The organism is Pradoshia eiseniae, from assembly GCF_002946355.1.
GTDB lineage: Bacteria > Bacillota > Bacilli > Bacillales > Pradoshiaceae > Pradoshia > Pradoshia eiseniae.
This window is the reverse complement of the sequence record NZ_PKOZ01000008.1, coordinates 135,184-157,091: the sequence shown is the minus strand read 5'-3', so window position 1 is coordinate 157,091 and position 21,908 is coordinate 135,184. Positions and strand designations below refer to the sequence as shown.

General features: G+C 43.3%; 21 protein-coding genes, 1 tRNA gene and 1 pseudogene. 4 read left to right on the top strand and 19 right to left on the bottom strand.

Features of this window, described 5'->3' with window-relative positions; translation table 11 throughout:
• Positions 1 to 105: 105 nt before the first annotated feature.
• A complete protein-coding gene (locus CYL18_RS13745) occupies positions 106 to 1,275 on the bottom strand; it encodes an MFS transporter (RefSeq protein ID WP_104850092.1) in 1,170 nt (389 codons plus the stop codon).
• 277 nt (positions 1,276 to 1,552) lie between these two features.
• Here CYL18_RS13745 and CYL18_RS13740 point away from each other — a divergent pair, with 277 nt between their 5' ends.
• Entirely contained in the window at positions 1,553 to 2,773 is a 1,221-nt protein-coding gene (locus CYL18_RS13740) for an NAD(P)/FAD-dependent oxidoreductase (protein ID WP_104850091.1), read from the top strand.
• Between the two features lie 382 nt (positions 2,774 to 3,155).
• Positions 3,156 to 3,497: a hypothetical protein gene (locus tag CYL18_RS13735; protein WP_104850090.1), complete on the top strand. Its 342-nt coding sequence runs from the start codon at positions 3,156 to 3,158 to the stop codon at positions 3,495 to 3,497.
• 387 nt (positions 3,498 to 3,884) lie between these two features.
• Here CYL18_RS13735 and CYL18_RS13730 read toward each other — a convergent pair.
• The 11 genes from CYL18_RS13730 to CYL18_RS13675 all read right to left on the bottom strand — a co-directional run bounded on the left by CYL18_RS13730 (position 3,885) and on the right by CYL18_RS13675 (position 12,763).
• A tRNA-Arg gene (locus CYL18_RS13730) sits at positions 3,885 to 3,958 on the bottom strand.
• 174 nt (positions 3,959 to 4,132) lie between these two features.
• A complete protein-coding gene (locus tag CYL18_RS13725) occupies positions 4,133 to 4,645 on the bottom strand; it encodes a metallophosphoesterase family protein (protein WP_104850089.1) in 513 nt (170 codons plus the stop codon).
• Complete coding sequence (locus CYL18_RS13720) at positions 4,642 to 5,226, bottom strand: XTP/dITP diphosphatase (RefSeq protein WP_104850088.1); 585 nt, start codon at positions 5,224 to 5,226, stop codon at positions 4,642 to 4,644. Before CYL18_RS13720 ends, CYL18_RS13725 begins: the two co-directional genes overlap by 4 nt.
• 48 nt (positions 5,227 to 5,274) lie before the next feature.
• On the bottom strand, positions 5,275 to 6,012 hold the full coding sequence (gene rph, locus CYL18_RS13715; RefSeq protein WP_104850087.1) for a ribonuclease PH: 738 nt from the start codon (positions 6,010 to 6,012) through the stop codon (positions 5,275 to 5,277).
• A 120-nt stretch (positions 6,013 to 6,132) separates the two neighbouring features.
• Positions 6,133 to 7,269 (bottom strand): GerMN domain-containing protein, encoded by a 1,137-nt coding sequence (locus tag CYL18_RS13710; protein WP_104850086.1) that lies wholly within the window; start codon positions 7,267 to 7,269, stop codon positions 6,133 to 6,135.
• 131 nt (positions 7,270 to 7,400) lie between these two features.
• Positions 7,401 to 8,216, bottom strand: coding sequence for a glutamate racemase (gene racE / locus CYL18_RS13705; RefSeq protein ID WP_104850085.1), 816 nt, complete (start codon positions 8,214 to 8,216; stop codon positions 7,401 to 7,403).
• Between the two features lie 271 nt (positions 8,217 to 8,487).
• Positions 8,488 to 8,712 carry a helix-turn-helix domain-containing protein gene (locus CYL18_RS13695; protein ID WP_049669948.1) on the bottom strand — a complete coding sequence of 75 codons (225 nt, stop codon included), beginning with the start codon at positions 8,710 to 8,712 and terminating at the stop codon, positions 8,488 to 8,490.
• A 109-nt stretch (positions 8,713 to 8,821) separates the two neighbouring features.
• Entirely contained in the window at positions 8,822 to 9,292 is a 471-nt protein-coding gene (locus CYL18_RS13690) for an acyl-CoA thioesterase (RefSeq protein ID WP_104850083.1), read from the bottom strand.
• A gap of 269 nt (positions 9,293 to 9,561) precedes the next feature.
• On the bottom strand, positions 9,562 to 10,323 hold the full coding sequence (gene sdhB, locus CYL18_RS13685) for a succinate dehydrogenase iron-sulfur subunit (RefSeq protein WP_104850082.1): 762 nt from the start codon (positions 10,321 to 10,323) through the stop codon (positions 9,562 to 9,564).
• Between the two features lie 2 nt (positions 10,324 to 10,325).
• Complete coding sequence (gene sdhA / locus CYL18_RS13680; protein WP_104850081.1) at positions 10,326 to 12,086, bottom strand: succinate dehydrogenase flavoprotein subunit; 1,761 nt, start codon at positions 12,084 to 12,086, stop codon at positions 10,326 to 10,328.
• A 59-nt stretch (positions 12,087 to 12,145) separates the two neighbouring features.
• Entirely contained in the window at positions 12,146 to 12,763 is a 618-nt protein-coding gene (locus CYL18_RS13675) for a succinate dehydrogenase cytochrome b558 subunit (protein WP_104850080.1), read from the bottom strand.
• A gap of 419 nt (positions 12,764 to 13,182) precedes the next feature.
• Here CYL18_RS13675 and CYL18_RS13670 point away from each other — a divergent pair, with 419 nt between their 5' ends.
• Positions 13,183 to 13,644: a YslB family protein gene (locus tag CYL18_RS13670; protein WP_236636476.1), complete on the top strand. Its 462-nt coding sequence runs from the start codon at positions 13,183 to 13,185 to the stop codon at positions 13,642 to 13,644.
• A 40-nt stretch (positions 13,645 to 13,684) separates the two neighbouring features.
• On the opposite strand, the gene uvrC is transcribed toward CYL18_RS13670, so the two are convergent.
• From uvrC to CYL18_RS13635, 7 genes are all read right to left on the bottom strand, one after another.
• Positions 13,685 to 15,463 carry an excinuclease ABC subunit UvrC gene (gene uvrC / locus CYL18_RS13665; RefSeq protein ID WP_104850079.1) on the bottom strand — a complete coding sequence of 593 codons (1,779 nt, stop codon included), beginning with the start codon at positions 15,461 to 15,463 and terminating at the stop codon, positions 13,685 to 13,687.
• A gap of 165 nt (positions 15,464 to 15,628) precedes the next feature.
• Complete coding sequence (gene trxA, locus CYL18_RS13660; RefSeq protein ID WP_104850078.1) at positions 15,629 to 15,943, bottom strand: thioredoxin; 315 nt, start codon at positions 15,941 to 15,943, stop codon at positions 15,629 to 15,631.
• Between the two features lie 161 nt (positions 15,944 to 16,104).
• Positions 16,105 to 17,082, bottom strand: a complete 978-nt coding sequence (locus CYL18_RS13655) for an electron transfer flavoprotein subunit alpha/FixB family protein (RefSeq protein WP_104850077.1) — start codon at positions 17,080 to 17,082, stop codon at positions 16,105 to 16,107.
• Positions 17,083 to 17,128: 46 nt separating this feature from the next.
• Positions 17,129 to 17,902 (bottom strand): electron transfer flavoprotein subunit beta/FixA family protein, encoded by a 774-nt coding sequence (locus tag CYL18_RS13650; RefSeq protein ID WP_104850076.1) that lies wholly within the window; start codon positions 17,900 to 17,902, stop codon positions 17,129 to 17,131.
• 119 nt (positions 17,903 to 18,021) lie between these two features.
• A complete protein-coding gene (locus CYL18_RS13645) occupies positions 18,022 to 18,795 on the bottom strand; it encodes an enoyl-CoA hydratase (RefSeq protein ID WP_104850075.1) in 774 nt (257 codons plus the stop codon).
• Positions 18,796 to 18,812: 17 nt separating this feature from the next.
• Entirely contained in the window at positions 18,813 to 19,406 is a 594-nt protein-coding gene (locus CYL18_RS13640; protein ID WP_104850074.1) for a TetR/AcrR family transcriptional regulator, read from the bottom strand.
• A 98-nt stretch (positions 19,407 to 19,504) separates the two neighbouring features.
• On the bottom strand, positions 19,505 to 21,205 hold the full coding sequence (locus CYL18_RS13635; RefSeq protein ID WP_104850073.1) for a long-chain-fatty-acid--CoA ligase: 1,701 nt from the start codon (positions 21,203 to 21,205) through the stop codon (positions 19,505 to 19,507).
• A gap of 217 nt (positions 21,206 to 21,422) precedes the next feature.
• On the opposite strand from CYL18_RS13635, the pseudogene CYL18_RS19520 reads away from it, so the two are divergent.
• Positions 21,423 to 21,893 (top strand): annotated as a pseudogene (locus CYL18_RS19520) (DinB family protein); the annotation flags it as partial.
• Positions 21,894 to 21,908: the final 15 nt, after the last annotated feature.

The window sequence follows — 21,908 nt, the reverse complement described above, 5'->3', positions numbered from 1 at the left end:
GCCCGATACAATATCGGACTCATTCTATGCGAGCTGCTTAAGGAAATAACTGTGTCTAACTTTTTGGGGTCACTTCAATCAAAGCTCTTGGTGATGAAAAACCTTCTATTTATAAATCTTCTTGCCTCTCTCTTTTTCAATAAAAATTGTTGCACCAAGCAGGACTAGGACAAAAACGACCAAAAACATTGGCAATAGCTTCATACTGAGTCCTTGGAACAATACTCCTAATAATGGAGGCAATACAGTTATGCCAGCATAACCAGCAGCTACCTGATACCCTATAATGGCACCAGAATCCCTTTTTCCAAACCTTCTCGGCGTTTCATGGATCATGGTCGGAAAAATGGCCGCACATCCTAGACCAATTAGGATAAATCCTCCATACAAGATACCGCCACTTCCAATCGCCACTATGAAAATCCCGATTAGAAGGATGATTTGACTAACAATCAGCAGCTTTTGGTTCGTCAGCCAAAAAGTAATAAAGCCAGAAATAATCCGTCCCACCGTTAAACTTGCGAAAAATACAGATATGATAAAGCTGGCGGTTACCGCAGATAATGATTTCTCTTCAATTAAGTAACTGCTCCCCCACAAAAATATCGTTCCTTCTAAACCAACATAAACCAAGAAAGATACTAGCGAAAATATAACCCCCGCTCGTTTCCAGATGGCTTGAACAGGAGCTTCACCCTCTTTAGATTCTTCCAATACTTTTTGCTGTTTTTGCTTCCAAAGAGGCAGTGAAAAGAAGAGAACGATAACGAGAGCCAATTGAATGCAGCCAATAATCCAATACCCGTTTCTCCAAGAGAAATGATTATTTAATACTACTCCCATAATAATCGGCCCTAATGTTGCGCCTACTCCCCAGAAGGCATGCAGCCAATTCATATGATGCGCCTTTAAGTTGGCAGCTACATAGTCATTTAAAGAGGTATCAATAGCGCCTGCCCCAAAACCTAAAGGCATTGCCAAAACAATTAAAAACAGGAAATTATGCGTAAACGCAAACCCCATCAAACCGATTGCAGTAAAGAGCACACTGCCTAAGATCAGCCTGCCGGTTCCTATCTTCCGAGAGATACGTGCAGTCTGCAAGCTAGAAATAACCGTACAAACCGCAACCGTCATTGAAATGATCCCAGCCGAACTGTAGGCTACATCAAACTCCCCTACCATCTCGGGCCAAGCCACCCCTAAAAGAGAATCAGGCAATCCTAAACTGATAAAAGCAGCATAAATGATAAATAAAAAAATAAACTGACGCATAGAGCGTTCCCCCGATAGAGTATGTATAAGAATTTTATTCACCGAGCATTACTTAAAGTGTAACAAAAAAATGGAGGAGCAGGAGTACTTTTCCTTGTTCTGGGGCCGTCAATTCCTTATCCCCCATCTTTTCGCATATCAAGGAGAATGCATAGATTAGCTTTTTAGTCGGGCCAAGCATTTCCCTCTATCTTAAAACTACTGCTTTTATATAAGAATATTTCCATATGACAAGGGAAATCTATGCAGAACGATTTTTACTAAAGGAGCAGGATTCATGAATCTTCAAAACGGGGAGTTTTATTGGCAAACAACACTTACACATCCTCCATCTTATCCGCCATTGGAAGAGGATATTTTTTGTGATGTTCTCATCATCGGAGGAGGAAGCTCAGGGGCTCAATGTGCTCACCTTTTAAGCGAAACAGACCTTAAGGTCGCTGTTGTCGATAAGCGACAGATTGGCACTGGCAGTACAATGGCGAACACCGCCCTTCTCCAATATCTAGGGGATAAGATGCTATTTGAGCTGATTCATACGTTTGGAGAGGAATCAGCCATTCATCATACGAAATTATGTGAACAAGCTATATCCGATATTGAGGATTCTTCCAAAAAAATTGATGTCGACCCTGAATTTAAACGAAGGGATAGCCTCTATTATGCCAGTGATTCACAAGGAGAGGAGAAGCTGCAAAAGGAGTATCATTTTTTAGCCAAGCACGGCTTTCAAGTGGATTTTCTGGACGAAAAACAAATTAAAGAGCGATACCCTTTCTCTAAGCAATCTGCCTTGTATATCCATAATGATGGAGAAATCAATCCATTCAAGTATAATCATAGTCTGCTGCAGACTGCCTCCAGGAAGGGTGTTCAAATATATGAGAACACCGAAATAAAAGGGAAGAAATTCACGAAGGAACACGCTATATTTTATACGAATCGTAATCATTCCATCACGGCAAAGCATGTCATTATTGCCGCAGGTTATGAAGGGCTTGAATTCAAAAAGGAGAAGGATTGCCTTTTAACCAGCTCCTATGCCGTCATCACCAAGCCGGTTGAGAATCTGCAGCAATCCGATTGGTATAAGCAAACATTAATCTGGGAGACGGCCCGCCCATACGTCTATATGCGGACAACCGCAGATAATAGAATCATCATTGGAGGGCTTGACGACAATACGACCTACCCGGAGGATCGTGATTCCAAAATCATCGCTAAGAAGAAAAAGCTAATAAAGGAATTTAATAAGCTTTTCCCTAATATACATGCAGAGCCTGAATATTATCTTGGAGCCTTCTATGGTGGGACACATGACGGACTCCCTCTAATTGGGCAGTACGAGGAATTCCCCCGTTGTCATTTCCTATTCGCCTACGGAGATAATGGACTTGTCTATAGCAGCATCTTGTCAAAAATAATCACGGAAATCATTAAAAACGGATCTCATCCAGACTTTGATTTATATAGTCATAATAGAAATTTAAGTCAATAGCATCAAGCACTTATATGCAAAAAGACAAAAACCGCTTTGGTTTTTGTCTTTTTCTTTTGGTAGCGTCCCAGGGAGAGCTTCGAACTCCCGAATATACACTTAGATGGCATATCCTCTGTCCAGCTGAGCGTTCTGAACTAAATTGAAAGAACAGTATCACTGTTCTCATTCAAAGTGCTTGAGTGAGTCTACAGAGCTTATTTAATGAGACACAGAGGATAGTAAGATTATTTCCCCAAAAGAAGGTTCCATAAGGATATTTCCCTTATGGATATGAGTATATTTTCATTGAAAATCTGCAATTGTCCAAGCTTATTTCACAGGAAAACATAACTTATACAATCCGGACTGCAAAAATATACTAAACAAAGGAGAATGTTAAATGGAACAAAATTTTAAGCAGCTTATGAAAACCGCTCAAAGCTACGATAGAAATGAAATCGAAAGAATACTCGGGGTCCTCCTGATTGTTGGAGCCATTAATGAAAAATTCGCTCTTGCCGAATTAATTAGAGCAGAAGCAGAAAAAATTGATGCTTTGACAGATCAATTCAAAAAAAATGATCATACTCCAGTAAATGCAGAACAGCTTGTCGCAGCTAATCAGTCAGCTGCTAATGTTTTCAATGGCTTAGGCAATGCCCTACAGCAAATTAACGAGCAAATCGAACAAGGAAAGAAACTGCTTTCCAAGAAATCTAATCATAAATCTAATCATAAATAACTATAAAATCACAATAGTACTGGTTTAATGCTGACCATTTAAAAAGCCCACTAGGATACGGAAATAGTCCGGATTCCATATCCCGGGCTTTTTTTTATGTATCAAGACTTCCGAGGCAGCCTGACTTCGTTTTCTGATCCGTATGTCAGCATTTCTGCTCAAAAAAGCCGGTAGCCTCGTTGCGAGATTACCGGCTGATGTAGTAGAAAAAGGCTCGGGACAGAAGAAAAAATCATAAAAGAAGCTATCAAATCGCATCTTGAATCATTTCAAAAAAATATAACAAGCGGAGTAAGTCATAATTTATATACTGACCGTTTCTCTAAGTAATATAAGAGATAAAAAACACCCTGAACTTTAATAAAAAGTTCAGGGTGTTTACGTTAGCGTCCCAGGAGAGATTCGAACTCCCGACCGACGGCTTAGAAGGCCGTTGCTCTATCCAGCTGAGCTACTGGGACATGATATGAAGTAATTGTTTTTCGTTTCTTTTTTGTCATCATCGCCTGACGACATTTATTATTATATATTGTGTTCACCGTTAAGTCAATAACTTTTTTGAAAAAGTTTTTTGCGTTTTTTTGGGTGAAGGAGAAGTGGAATCTCCTTCACCTACTATACAACTTTTTTGCGTTTTAGGAAAGGGTTGTTTTTAAACTCCAGTCTGGTAAATTATCCCCTTCAAGTGTGTAGAAATCAACGATTGCCTTCTTCCCTCGTTTCTCGAGGATGGCATATGTTTTGTACTTGCTGCCTTTTGGAAGACGGATACTGCCAGGGTTAATGAAAAGGCAGTCATCAATCTTTTCGGCACCGGCGATATGAGAATGACCGAAGCAGACGATGTCAGCTCCCACTTCTCTTGCCTTAAGGCTTACATTCAGCAGGGTAGATTTAACATTGAACAGATGCCCGTGTGTGACGAATATGGACCATGTATCAAAGCTGATGACACTTTCAGCCGGGAAATCATCGCCGAAGTCGCAGTTTCCTTGGACCGTGGCATAGGGCTTGATGACCTCATCCTCCTGTGACAGCTCAGAGTCGCCACAATGGATGAAGATGTCTACTTCATCCTTATGGCGGGCATATAACGTATGCAATTCATCATAGAGCCCATGGCTGTCACTGACAATCAATGCTTTCATCCGAGCTTCGCCTCCAATGCTTTTAAGGCATTGGCCCTGTGGCTGATTTTGTTCTTCACTGCTGGCTCAAGATTCGCCATGACTGTTTCCTTCTCCGGCACATAGAAGATAGGGTCATAGCCGAAGCCATACTCACCCTCTGGCTCGCGGGCAATATAGCCCTCACATGTTCCTGATACGGTGATGGTGCCGATTTCAGGACCGACCATCGCTATCGCACAATAAAATCTAGCTGTCCGTTTTTCGTCTGGAACATCTTTCATTTCTTCAAGAACCTTCTCATAGTTATCCTTATCATTCTTGGCTGGTCCTGCATAGCGCGCCGAATAAACGCCAGGGCGTCCGTCTAGTGCATCAATGACAAGTCCTGAGTCATCAGATAAGACGGTCATGTTCATTTGTTCAGAAATGGCTTTCGCCTTTAGGATAGCATTCTCCTCGAATGTAGTGCCCGTTTCTTCAACATCAATGGCATCCTCGATATCGAGCAATGTCAGCACCTTTATGCCCTTAGGGGCGAACAGCGCTTCAAACTCCTTCGCTTTCCCTTTATTCTTCGTTGCAATTAAAACAGTTTTCATAGTCCCTCTCCTCTCTAGATAAGAAGAAAAAGCGCAGAATCTACGCTTTTACTTGATTTTCTCAGCAATCGGCCCTAATGCTTCTTTTTGCGATTCGAATAATTGATTGATCCCTGCAGCCGCTAAATCAAGCAATTCATTTAATTGGGCACGCGTGAAGGTGGCTTCCTCGCCTGTTCCCTGTAATTCCACGAACTCTTCCGCTCCTGTCATGATGACATTCATGTCTACTAGGGCACGGGAATCCTCATGATAATTCAAGTCAAGAACGGCACCAAACTCCTCAATAATCCCTACGGATGTAGCTGCCAGGTAAGATTTAACCGGGAAGGAGGTGATTTTGCCTGCTTCCTGCAATTTGTGAAGGGCTAATGCCATAGCGACAAAAGCTCCAGTGATAGAGGCTGTGCGCGTGCCCCCATCAGCCTGGATAACATCGCAATCAATCCAGATTGTCTTCTCGCCTAGTGCCTCAAGATCAACAACCGCCCGGAGAGCTCGTCCGATCAAACGCTGGATTTCCATTGTTCTGCCGGTTACCTTGCCTTTCGTTGATTCCCTCATTGTCCGCTGCTCAGTCGCGCGCGGAAGCATGGAATACTCAGCCGTAATCCAGCCTTTCCCCTCGCCGCGCATAAATGGCGGTACTCTGTCATCCACGCTCGCTGTGCAAATGACCTTCGTATCACCGACTGAAATGAGCACAGAGCCTTCCGGATGCTTGATATAATTCGTTTCTATATGTACGGGCCTTAACTCCTCAATATTTCGACCATCAAATCTCATAATTACCTCCTAATTTGTTCCCATCATGCTAAGTTTAGCATACCCTTTTTTAATTAAAAAGCATCCGGTACAAAAGGCAGAAAAAAAGACAAGCCATTACACTGGCTTGCCCTCTCCCTCTTAATATTTACCCGTGTTCAAGCTTTCCGGACGAGAGACCGGCTCCGTTAATTTCTTGCCGTCCTCCTTCATCAAGTCATATTTCCCGTTCACTTGCACATCCACCTTATCGATACCTTTTTGCTCAGTCAAGGACAAGACGAGTTCATTTAGCAGATGCTCTGATACAATCTTCTCTTCCCCATCAAAGCTAGAATAGATGGACTCATTGAAGTTCAAGCTGACTACTCCATCCTTAATGCCTGGTTTATCCAACAGCTCTGTATCTGGCCTGAACTCGCTTACAAGTGGCGTAGAGTAGCCTGGTCCCTTGATCAGGCTCGCAAGGACGGCCTCTACATCCCCTTCCGAATTGCTGACCCGTTTTGTCACCGGCACATAATAGTAGTTATCTGTATCGCCTGCCATAAAGTAGACGGTTACAGGGCGCGTGTTCATGATATCACTTGATTCGGAGGTATCTGTATTAATCCCCATATTTCGTGAAGCATTACTTGGAATGACCGTTTTGTTGACCGGCATTTCATTTAGGGCAGTGCCCTCAATCTGCAGTTTCACATTCTTTACACCGTCAAATTGGGTCAATGTCCATGTGATAGCCTCTAAGATACTGGCCTCTTCTTCTGCCTTATATTCCTTAAATTCCTTCGAGAAGTCGACTGTCGCTACGCCGTCCTTAATCTCCACGCTGTTAATGGTTGTGTCAACCGGCAAGACGGCCTTGAATCCATTCGGGAGAATCTCGCTAACAGGACCATTGGTGACCATGTATTCGAGCGCTTGCTTTGCCTCATTTTCTGCATTTGGTAGGGTCAGCGTCTGTGGAACGACATAGCCATTCGCATCAATCAGGTATACCTCAGTTTGGTTTGTGCCCGTCTTCTCGCCGCTTTCCTCGGCTTTTCCTTTCTCCTCTTCCTCTACTGCTTCTTCTTCAGTTCCTTCCACCGTTCCATCCCCGGTTTCCGTTTCCACATTGACGGCTACCTCTGTCTCAGAGGAATCCTCTAAATATGCGATATCCTGCGGAGGGTCAATTTCTTCCTTCTTTTGAAAATCAAGCATCCCGCACCCTGATGCCAATGCGCTCGTCACCAGCAACGTCGCCGCTAATGCTGTTTTTGTTCGTTTAGGCATACGCCATACCTCCTAAGACTGTTTGTACTACATTTATACGAGGCTTGGCTCATTTTATGCCATTCTCCAGCAGAAAAAGTTTAGGGACGAAAAAACAAAAAACCTCCTTAATGGAGATTTTTTAATCAATTCTATTCAATTAATGATTCAAGCTTGGCATGCTCGACAGTCTCGACCGTTTCCCCGAGCCATGAATAAGCAATGGATTTAAAAATTCTTCTTGATCCTGTCGTATAAAAACGGTAGGAAGGATGGTCATTAGCCATGTTCAACATTCCGGAATGCTCAAGCAGCACGCTCGCTTCCCTGGCTGTTTCCTCACCCGATGAGATGACCGTGACATAGGAGCCCATATAATTAGAAATAGGCTCCTTCAATAATGGATAATGGGTGCATCCGAGAATCAATGTATCCATGCTGCGGTTCTTAAGCGGCTTCAGCGTTTCCGCGACAATCTTCTTCGCTATTGAACTGTTCCACTCCCCGCTCTCAACTAACGGGACAAATTTGGGGCAGGCCAAAGATTCGAGATGCACTTTCGGATGTATGCTTAATAAAGCTTTATTATAAGCCTTGCTTTTGATCGTGCCTGCTGTGCCAATGATACCGATATTTCTATTTTTAGAGACATCAATGGCTGCACGGGCACCCGGCTGGATGACTCCGAGGACAGGTATCGGAAGCTTCTCCCTCATCTCCTCCAACACGGCAGCAGTCGCTGTATTGCAAGCTATGATAAGCATTTTGATATTATGCTCAAGCAGGAAATTAGCCATTTCCCACGTATATTTTCGAACTTCCTCCATCGGGCGCGGCCCATACGGACATCTGGCCGTATCTCCCAAGTAGATTAAGTTTTCATTAGGGAGCTGCCGGATAAACTCCTTCAGTACCGTTAAACCGCCAACCCCCGAGTCAATAAGACCGATTGGGTTCTGTCTGTCCACTTCATATCGCCTCTATCTACATTATGCATTTCTCTATCAATCACCGAATTCATGCAAATAAACCCGGACTCTGTTTACTTTATCATTTGTCCGAGATTTTTCCAACCCATGTAAATCACAAAAAAAGAGAGCAGCGGCATGAATTTCATCCCCCTTAAGGCTATTGCCATTAGGTAAGCTGAAAAAAACCTCTGCTCTTTCATTATATGGACTCATCTGGTTTTGAACTAGTACCGTTTACTCCATTTAGTAAAGAGGGTCTTTTCAGCTTTTACAGCTCCAGCTCACCCATCCGAAGTAGTTCAACGACCGCTTGTGAACGGCCCTTTACGCCCAATTTTTGCATCGCATTGGATATGTGATTTCTCACGGTTTTCTCACTAATGAATAAATCCTTGGCGATTTCTTTCGTGGTTTTGTCCTGTACCAATAACTCAAATACTTCTCTTTCTCTTTTTGTGAGTAAAGGCTTGTGAGTGAAATCGTTCTCCTTCAACTATTGTAACCCTCCTTGCTGCCAGCCATAACCTTAGGATTGGGTATATATTTAGTCAAAATAGTGTATGTGATTGGTTGATAAGGAGTGACTATTTTACAAAACCTCTTCAAGCTTTTTCCGCACTGGCCGGAGATCGCTGAAACAATTCCTTCATCTCATCCGTCCAAGCGACAGGTTTACCTGTATTTCTTGAGATTTGAACGACGGTCCCGCGTCCGACAAAGCACGGAGTCCCATCTTCTCTCATCCCTAAATAATGTATATCAACAGAGGAATTGCCGACAGAAGCTGCTTTCACCATGATAGTAATATTCTCATCAAAGAAAACTTGACGTAAGTAATCACATTGCAGATCAGCAACAACAGGTATGGTTTCATTCTTTGTGTCCACCCAATCCTGCATGAATCCCAAGCTTTTAAAATATTCAATCCTTGCTTGTTCGAAGTACGTGAATGGAACAGTGTTATTCAGGTGGCCGAACATATCTGTTTCAGAAAATCTGACCTTAATTGGATAGCGGAAGGAGAAGCCCTCCATCCATTCTTTCATATCCGTAATATAACCAATCTTGCCCATGCTATTTGCCCCTCTCCATAAATGAATGACTATTCATTCATTATATATAAAAACCGACAAAAATGTAATTATTTTTACAATTAAGAGGCAGCATACAGCTATAAAGGGATGTAAACCTAGTCTATGCAGACGGCACGCTTTGCAATAGCAAAAGAAAACGACAGTTTATCCCTCCTATTCGAGACAAGCCCCTAAAAACAAATGACTTCAGAATAAAAGCTATTCTGAAGTCATTTTGTCTATCCTATAAGCTACTTGGCTGTGATTGATTAAATCTGGTCGCTTCCAAACATGTTTTTGAAAGCCTGCAAATTTGTATCACGGTTTAGAGCCGCGATGGAAGTTGTCAACGGAATGCCTTTCGGGCAAACTTGAACACAGTTTTGAGAGTTACCGCAATCCTGGATTCCTCCGTCTCCCATTAGGGCATTTAGACGCTCTGCTTTATGCATCGCACCTGTTGGATGGGCATTGAACAAACGAACTTGAGATACCGGAGCTGGTCCAATGAAATTGGAGTTGCTGTTTACATTCGGACAAGCTTCAAGGCACACACCGCATGTCATACATTTGGACAATTCATAGGCCCATTGGCGTTTCTTCTCTGCCATACGAGGTCCTGGTCCTAAATCATATGTTCCATCGATTGGAATCCAGGCTTTTACTTTCTTCAAGGAATCGAACATTCTGCTTCTGTCTACCTGAAGGTCACGGATGACCGGGAATGTACGCATTGGCTCAAGCACGATTGGCTGCTCGAGTTTATCGACTAGTGCCGTACAAGATTGACGCGGTCTGCCATTGATGACCATGGAGCAGGCTCCGCACACTTCCTCAAGACAGTTCATATCCCAAGTGACAGGACTCGTTTCCTTGCCGTCCTTCGTCACTGGATTACGACGAATTTCCATTAAGGCAGAGATGACATTCATATTCTGGCGATAAGGCAGCTCGAATTCTTCAAAATATGGTTCAGAGTCCGGGTTGTCTTGGCGCTGTATCTTAAACAGTACTTTACTTTGTTCAGCCATGATTAATTGGCCCCCTTACTCTTAGAATAGTCTCGCTTCCGTGGCTTGATTAACGATACATCTATATCTTCATAATAAATATTCGGTGCAGATTTGCTGTCAACGAAGTCAGCCATCGTAGTCTTCATGAACTCTTCATCATTACGCTCTGGGAAATCTGGCTTGTAATGAGCTCCACGGCTTTCATCACGTTTAAGGGCTCCCAGTGTAATAACACGGGCTAATTGCAGCATATTGAATAACTGACGTGTGAAGGATGCGCCTTGGTTACTCCATTTTGCCGTATCATGAATGTTGATATTTTCCCATCTTTCCATCAGCTCTTGGATCTTATTATCTGTTTCTTGGAGTTTATCATTATAGCGAACAACCGTCACATTATCCGTCATCCATTCGCCTAATTCCTTGTGAAGAGAATAAGCATTCTCTGTACCCTTCATAGACAGGATGTGATTCCATTTCTCTGTTTGTTCAAACACATGATTATCATAGAGGGAATCAGGCAATGAATCTGCACTTGTAGCTAGTCCATTGACATAACGAACCGCACTTGGGCCCGCGACGCTTCCGCCGTAAATCGCAGATAACAGGGAGTTCGCACCTAAGCGGTTTGCTCCGTGCTGAGAATAGTCGCATTCGCCGGCAGCGAATAAGCCTGGTATGTTCGTCATTTGATCCATGTCTATCCATAAGCCGCCCATCGAATAGTGAACAGCCGGGAAAATTTTCATTGGAAGCTTGCGTGGGTCATCCCCTGTGAATTTCTCATAAATTTCAATGATTCCGCCAAGTTTAATATCCAATTCCTTCGGATCCTTATGAGATAGATCGAGGTAAACCATGTTCTCGCCGTTGATGCCTAATTTCTGGTTTACGCACACATCAAAGATTTCACGTGTGGCGATATCCCGAGGCACAAGATTACCATAGGCTGGATATTTCTCTTCAAGGAAATACCAAGGTTTTCCGTCTTTGTAGGTCCAAATACGACCACCCTCACCACGGGCAGACTCACTCATCAAGCGGAGCTTATCATCTCCTGGAATAGCTGTAGGGTGAATCTGAATGAATTCTCCATTTGCATAGGTTGCTCCCTGTTGATAAACAATCGCTGCAGCAGATCCTGTGTTAATGATGGAATTCGTAGATTTACCAAAAATGATTCCAGGACCGCCTGTTGCCATGATGACGGCATCCGCACGGAATGCTTGAATGTCTGAAGACACAAGGTTTTGGGCTACGATTCCGCGGCAAACCTTCTCATCGTCAAGAACGGCGCCAAGGAATTCCCAGCCTTCATATTTCTGAACAAGACCCGCTACTTCATATCGGCGCACCTGCTCATCTAATGCATATAATAATTGCTGGCCAGTTGTTGCCCCAGCAAATGCTGTTCTATGATATTGTGTACCCCCGAAGCGTCTGAAATCAAGCAATCCCTCCGGTGTACGGTTAAACATTACCCCCATACGGTCGAACATATGAATGATGGACGGTGCCGCATCACACATCGCTTTAACTTGAGGCTGGTTAGCCAAGAAGTCACCACCGTATACCGTATCATCAAAATGTTCCCAAGGTGAATCCCCTTCACCCTTTGTATTTACCGCACCATTAATGCCGCCTTGCGCACAAACGGAGTGGGAGCGTTTGACGGGTACGACTGAAAAAAGTTCTACTTTATGTCCAACTTCGGCGATTTTGATAGTAGCCATCAATCCAGCTAGACCACCGCCGACTACGATTATATTCCCTTTACTCATAAACCGACCCTCTCCTTATTTAACTTGCAGGTATTAAACTGCTAAGCTATCTTTTGTCATTAAGCCATGTTGATAAACGCTAGCAGAGTGCGGACAGACATTACAGCCAAGATTACAAATACACCTACTGTGATATATGTAAAAATCCGTTGAGATTTTGGCGTTACAATAAGTCCCCATCTTACTGCAAATGACCATAATCCATTGGCAAAATGGAAAATAGCAGACAACACACCGACCATATAGAACACAACCATAAATGGACTAGATAAAATATCAACCATCATATTGGAATCGACATGTGCCCCAAAGAACACTTGAATTCTCGTCTCCCAAACATGCCAAACAATGAATACGACCGTAATAAGTCCTGTGATTCTTTGCAAAGCAAACATCCAGTTACGGAAGTAGCTATAGCTGCCAACAGAATATTTCGCCGTAAATGCAATATAGATTCCGTAAACAGCATGATAAAGTATCGGCAATGCGATGATAAAGACCTCAAGTGCTGTCCTGAAAGGCAATGCCTCCATAAAAGCAGCTGCCTTGTTAAAGGCTTCAGGCCCCCTGGTTGCAAAATTATTAATTACCAGATGCTGTATTAAAAACAGCCCTACTGGCAATACCCCTAGTAAAGAATGCAACCTGCGATAGTTAAACTCGCGATGACTCTCCATTTGTTTACCCCTCCCTCTTATAATGAAAAAATGTATGGATAGCTAGCGCGCTTTTACAGTACAAGCAAACCATCTATCCTTCAATAATTGCTGCAGATTCTCTTTTATGCCGCAATCATCTCTCCTATTCTCCCAATAATAGACAATATTTTTCTGCTGGATTAACGGGTGAATAGTATTAAAACAAATAAAATTCCACATATTCTTACAACTATGTGACGGTTATATTTTACTCCTATTATTAGAACAGCGTCAAGAAAACGGATACAACCATTCTCCTTATTTATCAAAAAAGGTTTAAATTTGGAAATGTATATTTATAAATCAAAAATATCGGGCCAGATGATGGAAATTGATATTTACAGTTGCAAGAGATACCCTATATGAAGCTATAATGTTAATAAGAAAGAGGGGAGACCATGGCAAAAGAAGAGAAAATGGAAGAAACAGAAACTGCGCCCTCCATTGAAAATGGACCGCTAATACCAGCCTTTGGCTATGAATTAATCAGGGAATTTCTATTAGAAGACTTGTTAGGAAAAGAGGGACCGCAGCTGCTATACTGGGCTGGCAAGCAACTAGGAAGAAGGTTCCCGCTTTCTACAATAGATGAGACGATTGCTTTCTTTAAGGATGCCGGATGGGGAGATCTCCGAATCTTAAAGGAATCAAAGGACGAAATAAAATGGGAATTATCAGGAGAGTTGATTCAGCGAAGATATGCCATCAACGAACAGGCCAACTTTCAATTAGAGGCCGGTTTCTTGGCATACCAGCTTGAGAATATGAAAAAGGCTGTATCAGAGACATATGAGGAGCAGAAAAAAAGAGCCAGCATCGTCTATTTCACTGTCAAAACCGATACGAAAGATATGCTGTAAATCCTATAAAGGGTAAGCCCGCCAAGAATCTTGGCGGGCTTTATTTTTCTTCATCTAATTTTTCCTTTAAGGCTATTGCACTGGCTTCCGGTATTCCGAGGCCAGTAAAATCAGACAAGTCTGCTTCCTTCATCTTTTTCAAGGATCCAAAATGCTTCAGCAGTAGCTTCTTCCGCTTCTCCCCGATTCCCGGGATACCATCAAGCGTGGATTGGAAGGTGGATTTCCCTCTTGTTTGCCGATGGAAAGTAATCGCAAAACGGTGTACTTCATCCTGTATCCGCTGCAATAAATAAAATTCCTGACTCGTGCGTCCAAGCGGGATGATTTGAAGCGGATTTCCATAAAGCAATTGCGATGTCCGGTGTTTGTCGTCCTTCGCTAGCCCCGCAACCGGAATCTCAAGCCCATACTCATCCTCTACTACTTCACGAACCGCCTCGATATGACCCTTCCCTCCATCAACGATAATTAAGTCAGGAAGAGGCAAGTTCTCGCGCAGCACTCTAGCATATCGCCTTCTGACAACTTCACGCATCGATTCATAATCATTCGGACCTTGCACGGTCTTGATTTTATATTTCCTGTACTCATTGCGGGCCGGCTTCCCATCGATGAACGTAATCATCGCCGAAACGGGATCTACTCCTTGAATATTGGAATTATCGAAAGCTTCAATGCGATGGGGTGTATAAATACCCATAGCCTCTCCTAAATTCTCAACTGCCTTAATTGTCCTCTCCTCATCTCGTTCTATTAACGAGAATTTTTCTTGGAGGGCAATCCGGGCATTCTTCACGGCCAGCTTGACCAAGTCCTTCTTCTGCCCTCTCTTCGGCTGTGTCACTTTCACGTTTAGAAGACCTTCAGCCAGCTCAAGGTCCACATCATCTGTCAGCAGAATTTCCTGCGGCTTAAAATGATTTGGCTGCTCATAGAATTGGCCTAGGAAAGTCAGCAGCTCCTCTGCCGGGTCATCAAAGAACGGGAATAAGGAAACGTCTCGCTCAATCAATTTGCCTTGACGGACAAAGAATACCTGAACGCACATCCATCCCTTATCGACGGCATAGCCAAAAACATCACGATCGGCTAAATCACTGAACTCGACCTTTTGCTTCTCCATCGTTGCTTCAATATGCGAAATTTGGTCACGATATTCCTTTGCCCGTTCAAAGTCGAGCTCCTCTGATGCCTTCAGCATATTCTCATGCAGTTCCTTCTTGATTTCTTTATAGCCCCCATTTAGAAAACGGATAATCTGCTCTGTCATTTCCTTATACGTTTCTTCCTTAACAGGCTTCTCGCAAGGGGCAAGGCATTGGCCAATATGATAGTATAGGCAAACCTTTGAAGGCAACGTCGTACATTTGCGAAGCGGATAGAGACGATCAAGCAGCTTTTTCGTTTCATTCGCCGCATACACATTCGGATAAGGACCAAAATATTTCCCCTTATCCTTCTTCACATTACGGGTTATGATCAAACGCGGATGGCGCTCCGACGTAATCTTAATAAACGGGAAGCTCTTGTCATCCTTTAGCATGATATTGTATTTTGGATCATATTTCTTTATGAGGTTCATCTCCAGGATGAGCGCCTCCATATTGGAACTGGTGACAATGTATTCAAAATCCTCTATCTCAGCAACAAGCCGCTGGGTCTTTCCATCATGCGAACCTGTGAAATAGGAGCGCACCCTGTTCTTCAGCACCTTCGCCTTACCTACATATATCACGACCCCTTGACGGTCCTTCATTAAATAACAGCCAGGCTGATCAGGCAAAAGTGCCAGTTTATCTTTTATATGCTGCTTCAAAAAGGGTTCCCCCTCTGGTTATAATTTCGTTTCAGGCTAACATCACGGCATCACCTGATTAATCTGCTAATGAAATGCACCGAGAATACTTTATATTATATACCTTTATTTAGGAGTCTTACATAAGAAAAAGACCCCGGCTGCACCGAAGTCTTTCTTCATTTATTAAGCGTGTTTAGAAATTAAGTTAACGAGCGCTTCTTTTGGCTGGAAGCCGATTACTTTATCCACAACTTCGCCATCTTTGAAGAGGACAAGCGTCGGAATGCTCATAACACCGAATTTAACGGCTGTTTCTTGGTTCTCATCAACGTCTAATTTGACGATTTTCACTTTGTCAGAAAGCTCTGCGTCGATTTCTTCCAATACAGGTGCAATCATTTTACAAGGTCCGCACCAAGGAGCCCAAAAATCAGCTAAAACCAAGCCTTCGCCTGTTTCAGTTACAAACGTTTGATCCGTAACATTAGAAATTGCCATATTTATTAACCTCCTAAATACTACATAAAGTATAACTCTAAGTGGAGTATACCACTGATTATTATAGGATGCTACTGTATTGCTCGATTATCCACAGGTTGAAAATGTTTCCGGACTCCATGAAAAAAAGCCGGCAAATTGGGCCGGCCTTTAAGATGAAATCAGGATTTGACAAGCAAGGCTTTAATTTCTTCCGTTAATAGCGGTACGACCTCAAAAAGGTCACCTACGATTCCGTAATCCGCCACTTTAAAGATGTTCGCTTCAGGATCCTTGTTAATGGCGACGATAACCTTGGAGTTAGACATACCGGCTAAATGCTGGATGGCTCCAGAGATTCCGCACGCAATATATAAATCAGGTGTAACGACTTTACCGGTTTGACCAATTTGAAGCGCATAATCGCAATAATCAGCATCACAAGCCCCGCGAGAAGCACCAACGGCACCGCCAAGCACATCAGCCAGCTCCTTCAATGGTTCAAACCCTTCGGCGCTCTTCACGCCGCGTCCGCCGGCCACGATGACTTTCGCCTCGGAAAGGTCCACTCCTTCTGTAGCCTTTCTCAACACCTCTTTAATGACCGTGCGCAAATCTTTTATATCAACAGATAAAGATTGGACATCCCCTGAACGTGAAGCATCATGCTCAAGCGGATCAATATTATTAGGACGGATCGTAGCGAAGACGATTCCTTCCGTCACAATTCTCTTCTCAAATGCCTTCCCTGAATAGATTGGGCGAGTAAATACGATGTTCCCGCCTGCTTCCTCAACAGCAATTGCATCAGAAATTAATCCGGATCCTAATTTGCCAGCTACGCGCGGCGCAAGATCCTTTCCTAATGATGTATGTCCCAAAATGATTCCTTCTGGATTCTCTTGGTCTATAACAGCCATTAAGGCTTGAGTATATCCATCAGAAGAATACTGTTTAAGCTGTTCATTCTCAACTACGATCACGCGGTCTGCTCCATAATGAATCAATTCTTTGCCTGCCTCAGCCACTGCTTCCCCGAATACGACGCCAACCACTTCACCGCCCTCAGCAACTGTCTTTGCTGCAGCGACCGCTTCAAAGGATACATTACGTAGAGAAGAATCTCTTGTTTCTCCTAAAACGATAACTTTTCTGGACATAATTTTACCTCCCGTTATTTTCCCTTTATGTTCGTTGCCTTAAATGTTAGATGACTTTCGCTTCAGAGCGGAGCAATTGCACTAGCTCTTTCACTTGATCTGGAATCTCCCCTTGAAGAACCTTGCCTGCCTCTTTTTGTGCCGGCAAATAAATTTCGATGCTCTTCGTTTTTGCTTCCACATCGTCCTCTTCTAAATCCAAATCATCGAGCTCCAGCTCTTCAAGCGGCTTCTTCTTCGCTTTCATGATTCCCGGCAGGGAAGGATAACGAGGTTCGTTCAACCCTTGCTGGGCTGTAATTAATAATGGCAGTGATGTTTCGATGATTTCTGAATCCCCTTCGACATCCTTGGTAACGGTTACATTTTCACCATTAATCTCAAGCTTTGTCACAGTTGTGACATAAGGGATATCAAGCAAACCAGCTACACGCGGGCCGACTTGTCCAGAACCTCCGTCGATAGCGACGTTTCCGCCAATGATTAAGTCTACTTCTTGTTCTTTCAAATATTCAGACAGAATCTTTGCTGTTGTATATTGATCCCCATCTTCAACATCATCCTCAATGTTGATCAGGACTGCTTTATCTGCTCCCATAGCGAGTGCTGTACGAAGTTCTTTCTCTGCATCTTCTCCGCCAACCGTCACAACGGTTACTTCACCACCTTGTGCATCGCGCACTTGGATGGCTTCCTCTACCGCATATTCATCATAAGGGTTAATGATAAATTCTGCCCCATCTTCCTGAATGCGGCCATTTGATAAGGAAATCTTTTCTTCTGTATCAAATGTTCTTTTCAACAAAACATAGATATTCATGTAAGGCCCTCCTAATTGTTCGTATGAAATATGAAGATAAAGCTGTCATGTTGTATATAAACTTTCAGCTGGAAAGACCAGCCAAAATGCTGTTAATGACATTATTCGCTATTAGGTGCTTATTTTCCTTCAAACACAGGTGTCCGTTTTTCGATAAATGCTGTGATGCCTTCTTTCGCATCCTGTGTTCCGAAGATTTCGCCAAAATAATCAGCTTCTTTTTTTACACCCTCGTAGAAGCGTTCATGCTTCCCATAATTGATTAGCTGAATCGTCTTCTCCAGTGCAATCGGGCTTTTCTTCGCGATTGTTTCAGCAATCTGTTTCACTGAATCCATAAGCTCTTCTTCCTTGAAAGCCTTATTGGCTATTCCCCATGCGACAGCATCAAGTCCGGTAATAGGTTGAGAGGTAAACATCATCTCAGCAGCTTTTGCTGCTCCTGCAAACCTCGTCAATCGCTGGGTGCCGGCATATCCCGGAATCAAACCTAGCTGCAGCTCAGGCAGCCCAAGCTTCGCCGTCTCTGCCACATAACGCAAATGACAGGCCAGGGCAAGCTCTAAGCCGCCGCCGAGCGCCGCTCCATGAATGCTTGCAATGACCGGCTTTTTGAATGTTTCGATTCTTTCAAACAGCTCTTGCCCCTTCACAGAGAGCTTTGAAAATGCCGCTTCGGATTCCACAGTCGTGAACTCCTTAATATCAGCCCCAGCCGAGAAAAATCTTCCTTCCCCATAGAGAACCACTGCCCTGATATCATCCTGCTCTTCAATCAAGTCAAGCATGGACGATAAATCCTGAAGTAATTCTGATGCCAAGGCATTGGCAGGCGGCCTAGTAATTGCTACATAGGCCACCTGTCCTTCCTTGTGCAAATGTAAAGTGTTCATACTAGCCATCTGCCCCTTTACTTTACGATTTTGGCGCCAAGACCTTTGATGATAAGCTCATGCACAGGCCCAGCCTGCTCCACGAGATTGTATTTCTGCTCATTCATCACCCAGGTCGTGACAATCTCATCCAAAGTCCCAAATACCATATGCCTTGCCAGACGGACATCAAGGTCTTCATGAAACTCACCTTGCTCCACACCGGCAATGAGAATGGAATCAACAAGCTTTAAATACCCCTTCAAGACATCATTGATTTTGTACCGAATCTCTTTATTAGATTGTCTTAGTTCCAGCTGGGTGACAATGGCCAAATGCTTGTCCTCAAAGAGAATTTCGAAATGCTTCCTAATAAGGACAAGCATTTTTTCCTTTGCACTTGTCACCCGAGCCATTTCTTCATCAATATTAGAGATAAAGACTCCGAGTTTTTCTTGGAACATCGAAATCAAAATATCCTCTTTGTTTTTAAAATATAAATAAATGGTCCCATCTGCCACGCCCGCTTGTTTTGCAATCTTGGAGACTTGTGCTTGATGGTAGCCGTTCTCTGCTATCACTACGACGGCTGCATCAATAATCTGTTTGTATTTTGGGCGATCCTTCTTCATCGTGCGTCCTCCTCCAACAAAAATGAATGAATCATCATTCATAATTTTATATTAGTAGCCAATTGGAGGAAAGTCAAGAAAAAACCAGTAATTATAGCTTATGCCTCTTTTTTATCGTTGGCAAGTTTTTGTCTCTCTTCTTCAACTAAAGCTCGGCGCAGGATTTTACCGATAGCCGTCTTGGGCAGTTCATCACGGAACTCATATAAGCGCGGCACCTTAAAGGCAGCTAAATGCTTGCGGCAATATTCATTTAATTCCTGTTCCGTCACTTCAGCATTTTCCTTTAGTACAACATAGGCTTTTACCGTTTCTCCGCGATATGGATCTGGAACCCCGGCAACAACTACCTCCTGGACTGCCTTATGCTCATACAGCACTTCTTCAATTTCACGCGGATATATATTGAATCCGCCAGCGATGATCATATCCTTCTTGCGGTCGACCACATAGAAGTAACCTTCCTCATCCATATAGCCCATGTCACCCGTCAAAAGCCAGCCATTGGCGAAAGTGCTTTCGGTTTCTTCTGGACGATTCCAATAGCCTTTCATCACCTGCGGCCCTTTAATGCCGATTTCTCCAATTTCTCCGACAGGCAGCGGTTCATGATTCTCTGCGGATAAAACGGCGACGTCTGTACTCGGCCATGGCAAGCCAATGCTTCCCTTCTTGCGCGGTCCGTCCCACAGGAGATTTGCATGTGTCACCGGAGATGTCTCCGTTAGTCCGTATCCCTCGACCAGCTTTCCGCCCGTCACTTTTTCAAACTCCTCCTGAACCTCGACAGGCAATGCCGCGGATCCGCTAATGCAGGAATCTATGGAGGATAAATCATATTTCGCGATGTCCGGATGATTCAAAAGACCAATATACATCGTTGGCGCTCCTGGGAATAGCGTTGGACGCTGCTTCTGAATCGCCTTTAATGTATCCGTTGCATTAAACTTTGGCAGGATGATCATCTTATGTCCCTTCATGACGGATAAGATTAAGACGGTCGTCATTCCATATACATGGAAGAATGGCAATAAAGCAAGCACCCTTTCTTCCCCTTCTTTATACTTATACAGCCATGCATCACACATCTTCGTATTGGCAACAAGATTATTATGCGTCAGCATGACTCCCTTAGGGAAGCCTGTCGTTCCTCCAGTGTATTGGAGCAAGGCTAAGTCCTTTTCCGGGTCGCCCTCATAATTGATTTCCTCTTTTGAAGCCGCTTTCAAAATTTCCGTAAACAAATGATGATTACCCTCATGGTTGACCTTCACGACGATACCGTATTCTCTCTTTTGGATAAATGGATAGATTAAGTTTTTCGGGAATGGCAAAAAGTCTTTGATGGCTGTGACGATGATGTGCTCAACACTTGTGTTCTTAACGGCACTTGAAACACGGGGGAAAAGAATATCGAGTGTAAGGATGACCTTTGCGCCGGAATCCTGCATCTGGTACTCCACTTCTCGTTCCATATAAAGCGGGTTTGTCTGAACAACAATAGCTCCAGTCATCAAGGTACCATAATATGCGATGACCCCTTGAGGCAAATTCGGCAGCATGATTGCCACTCGGTCTCCCTTTTCCACGCCAATGCTCTTCAGGTAATGCGCGAATTGCAAGGCATGTTCATACAGCTTCTGATAGGTCATTTCTGCGCCCATAAAATGAAGAGCATTCTTCATGGGATATTTCCGAGCTGACTCCTTTAAATAATCAGGGATTAAATTCTGTCCATACTCGATGCTTTTCGGGATTTCTTTTGGATATTGCTTATGCCATGGTTTTTCTTCTAACATTGTAAAAACCTCCCTAAAAAAGCTATTTTTCCTATTTAATTATAGTATAGTGAGAATAGTATGACAATATTTTACGGAAAACGACCAGTCAAAAGTCTCATATTTAAAGAAAAATCGATAAATCACATGACAAAATAGAGAAATTTCAGCAAGACAGAAAGAATGAAAGGTTGTGAAGCCAGCTTTTCATGGCACGTACACGAAAGGGGCTGGAAAGATGAACAAAGAAACGGTGATTGATACATTTAACTATTATTCCATATGGCTTTGCCTATTAGATTCTATGGAAGAAGAGACTTGGACTATGCCTATTGGATTAGATAAATGGTCATGTCGAGAAATCATTGCCCATATAATGAATTGGGATAAGCATCTTCTTTCGGCTGTCATCCCTTCTATCAAGGATGAAGAGGGCATGCACTTTCCCGATTTTGACCCATTTAATGAGATGGCCGCAAATTATGCGAGGTCAGGCATTTCTAAAAATGAGCTCCTCCACGAAGCGAAGAAAACTAGAAAACAGCTTATATCCGTATTGAACGAATTACCTGATGAACAGCTATATCGGCCAGCCTCTTCCAATGGGCAAACCCATTGCCCTCACACAGGCACACCTTATTCGCTCCTTTATATCATCCTGGAATTCACCTATCATGATCGTCATCATCAAAAACAGATTGAGGATTTTTGGGGGAATCCGCCC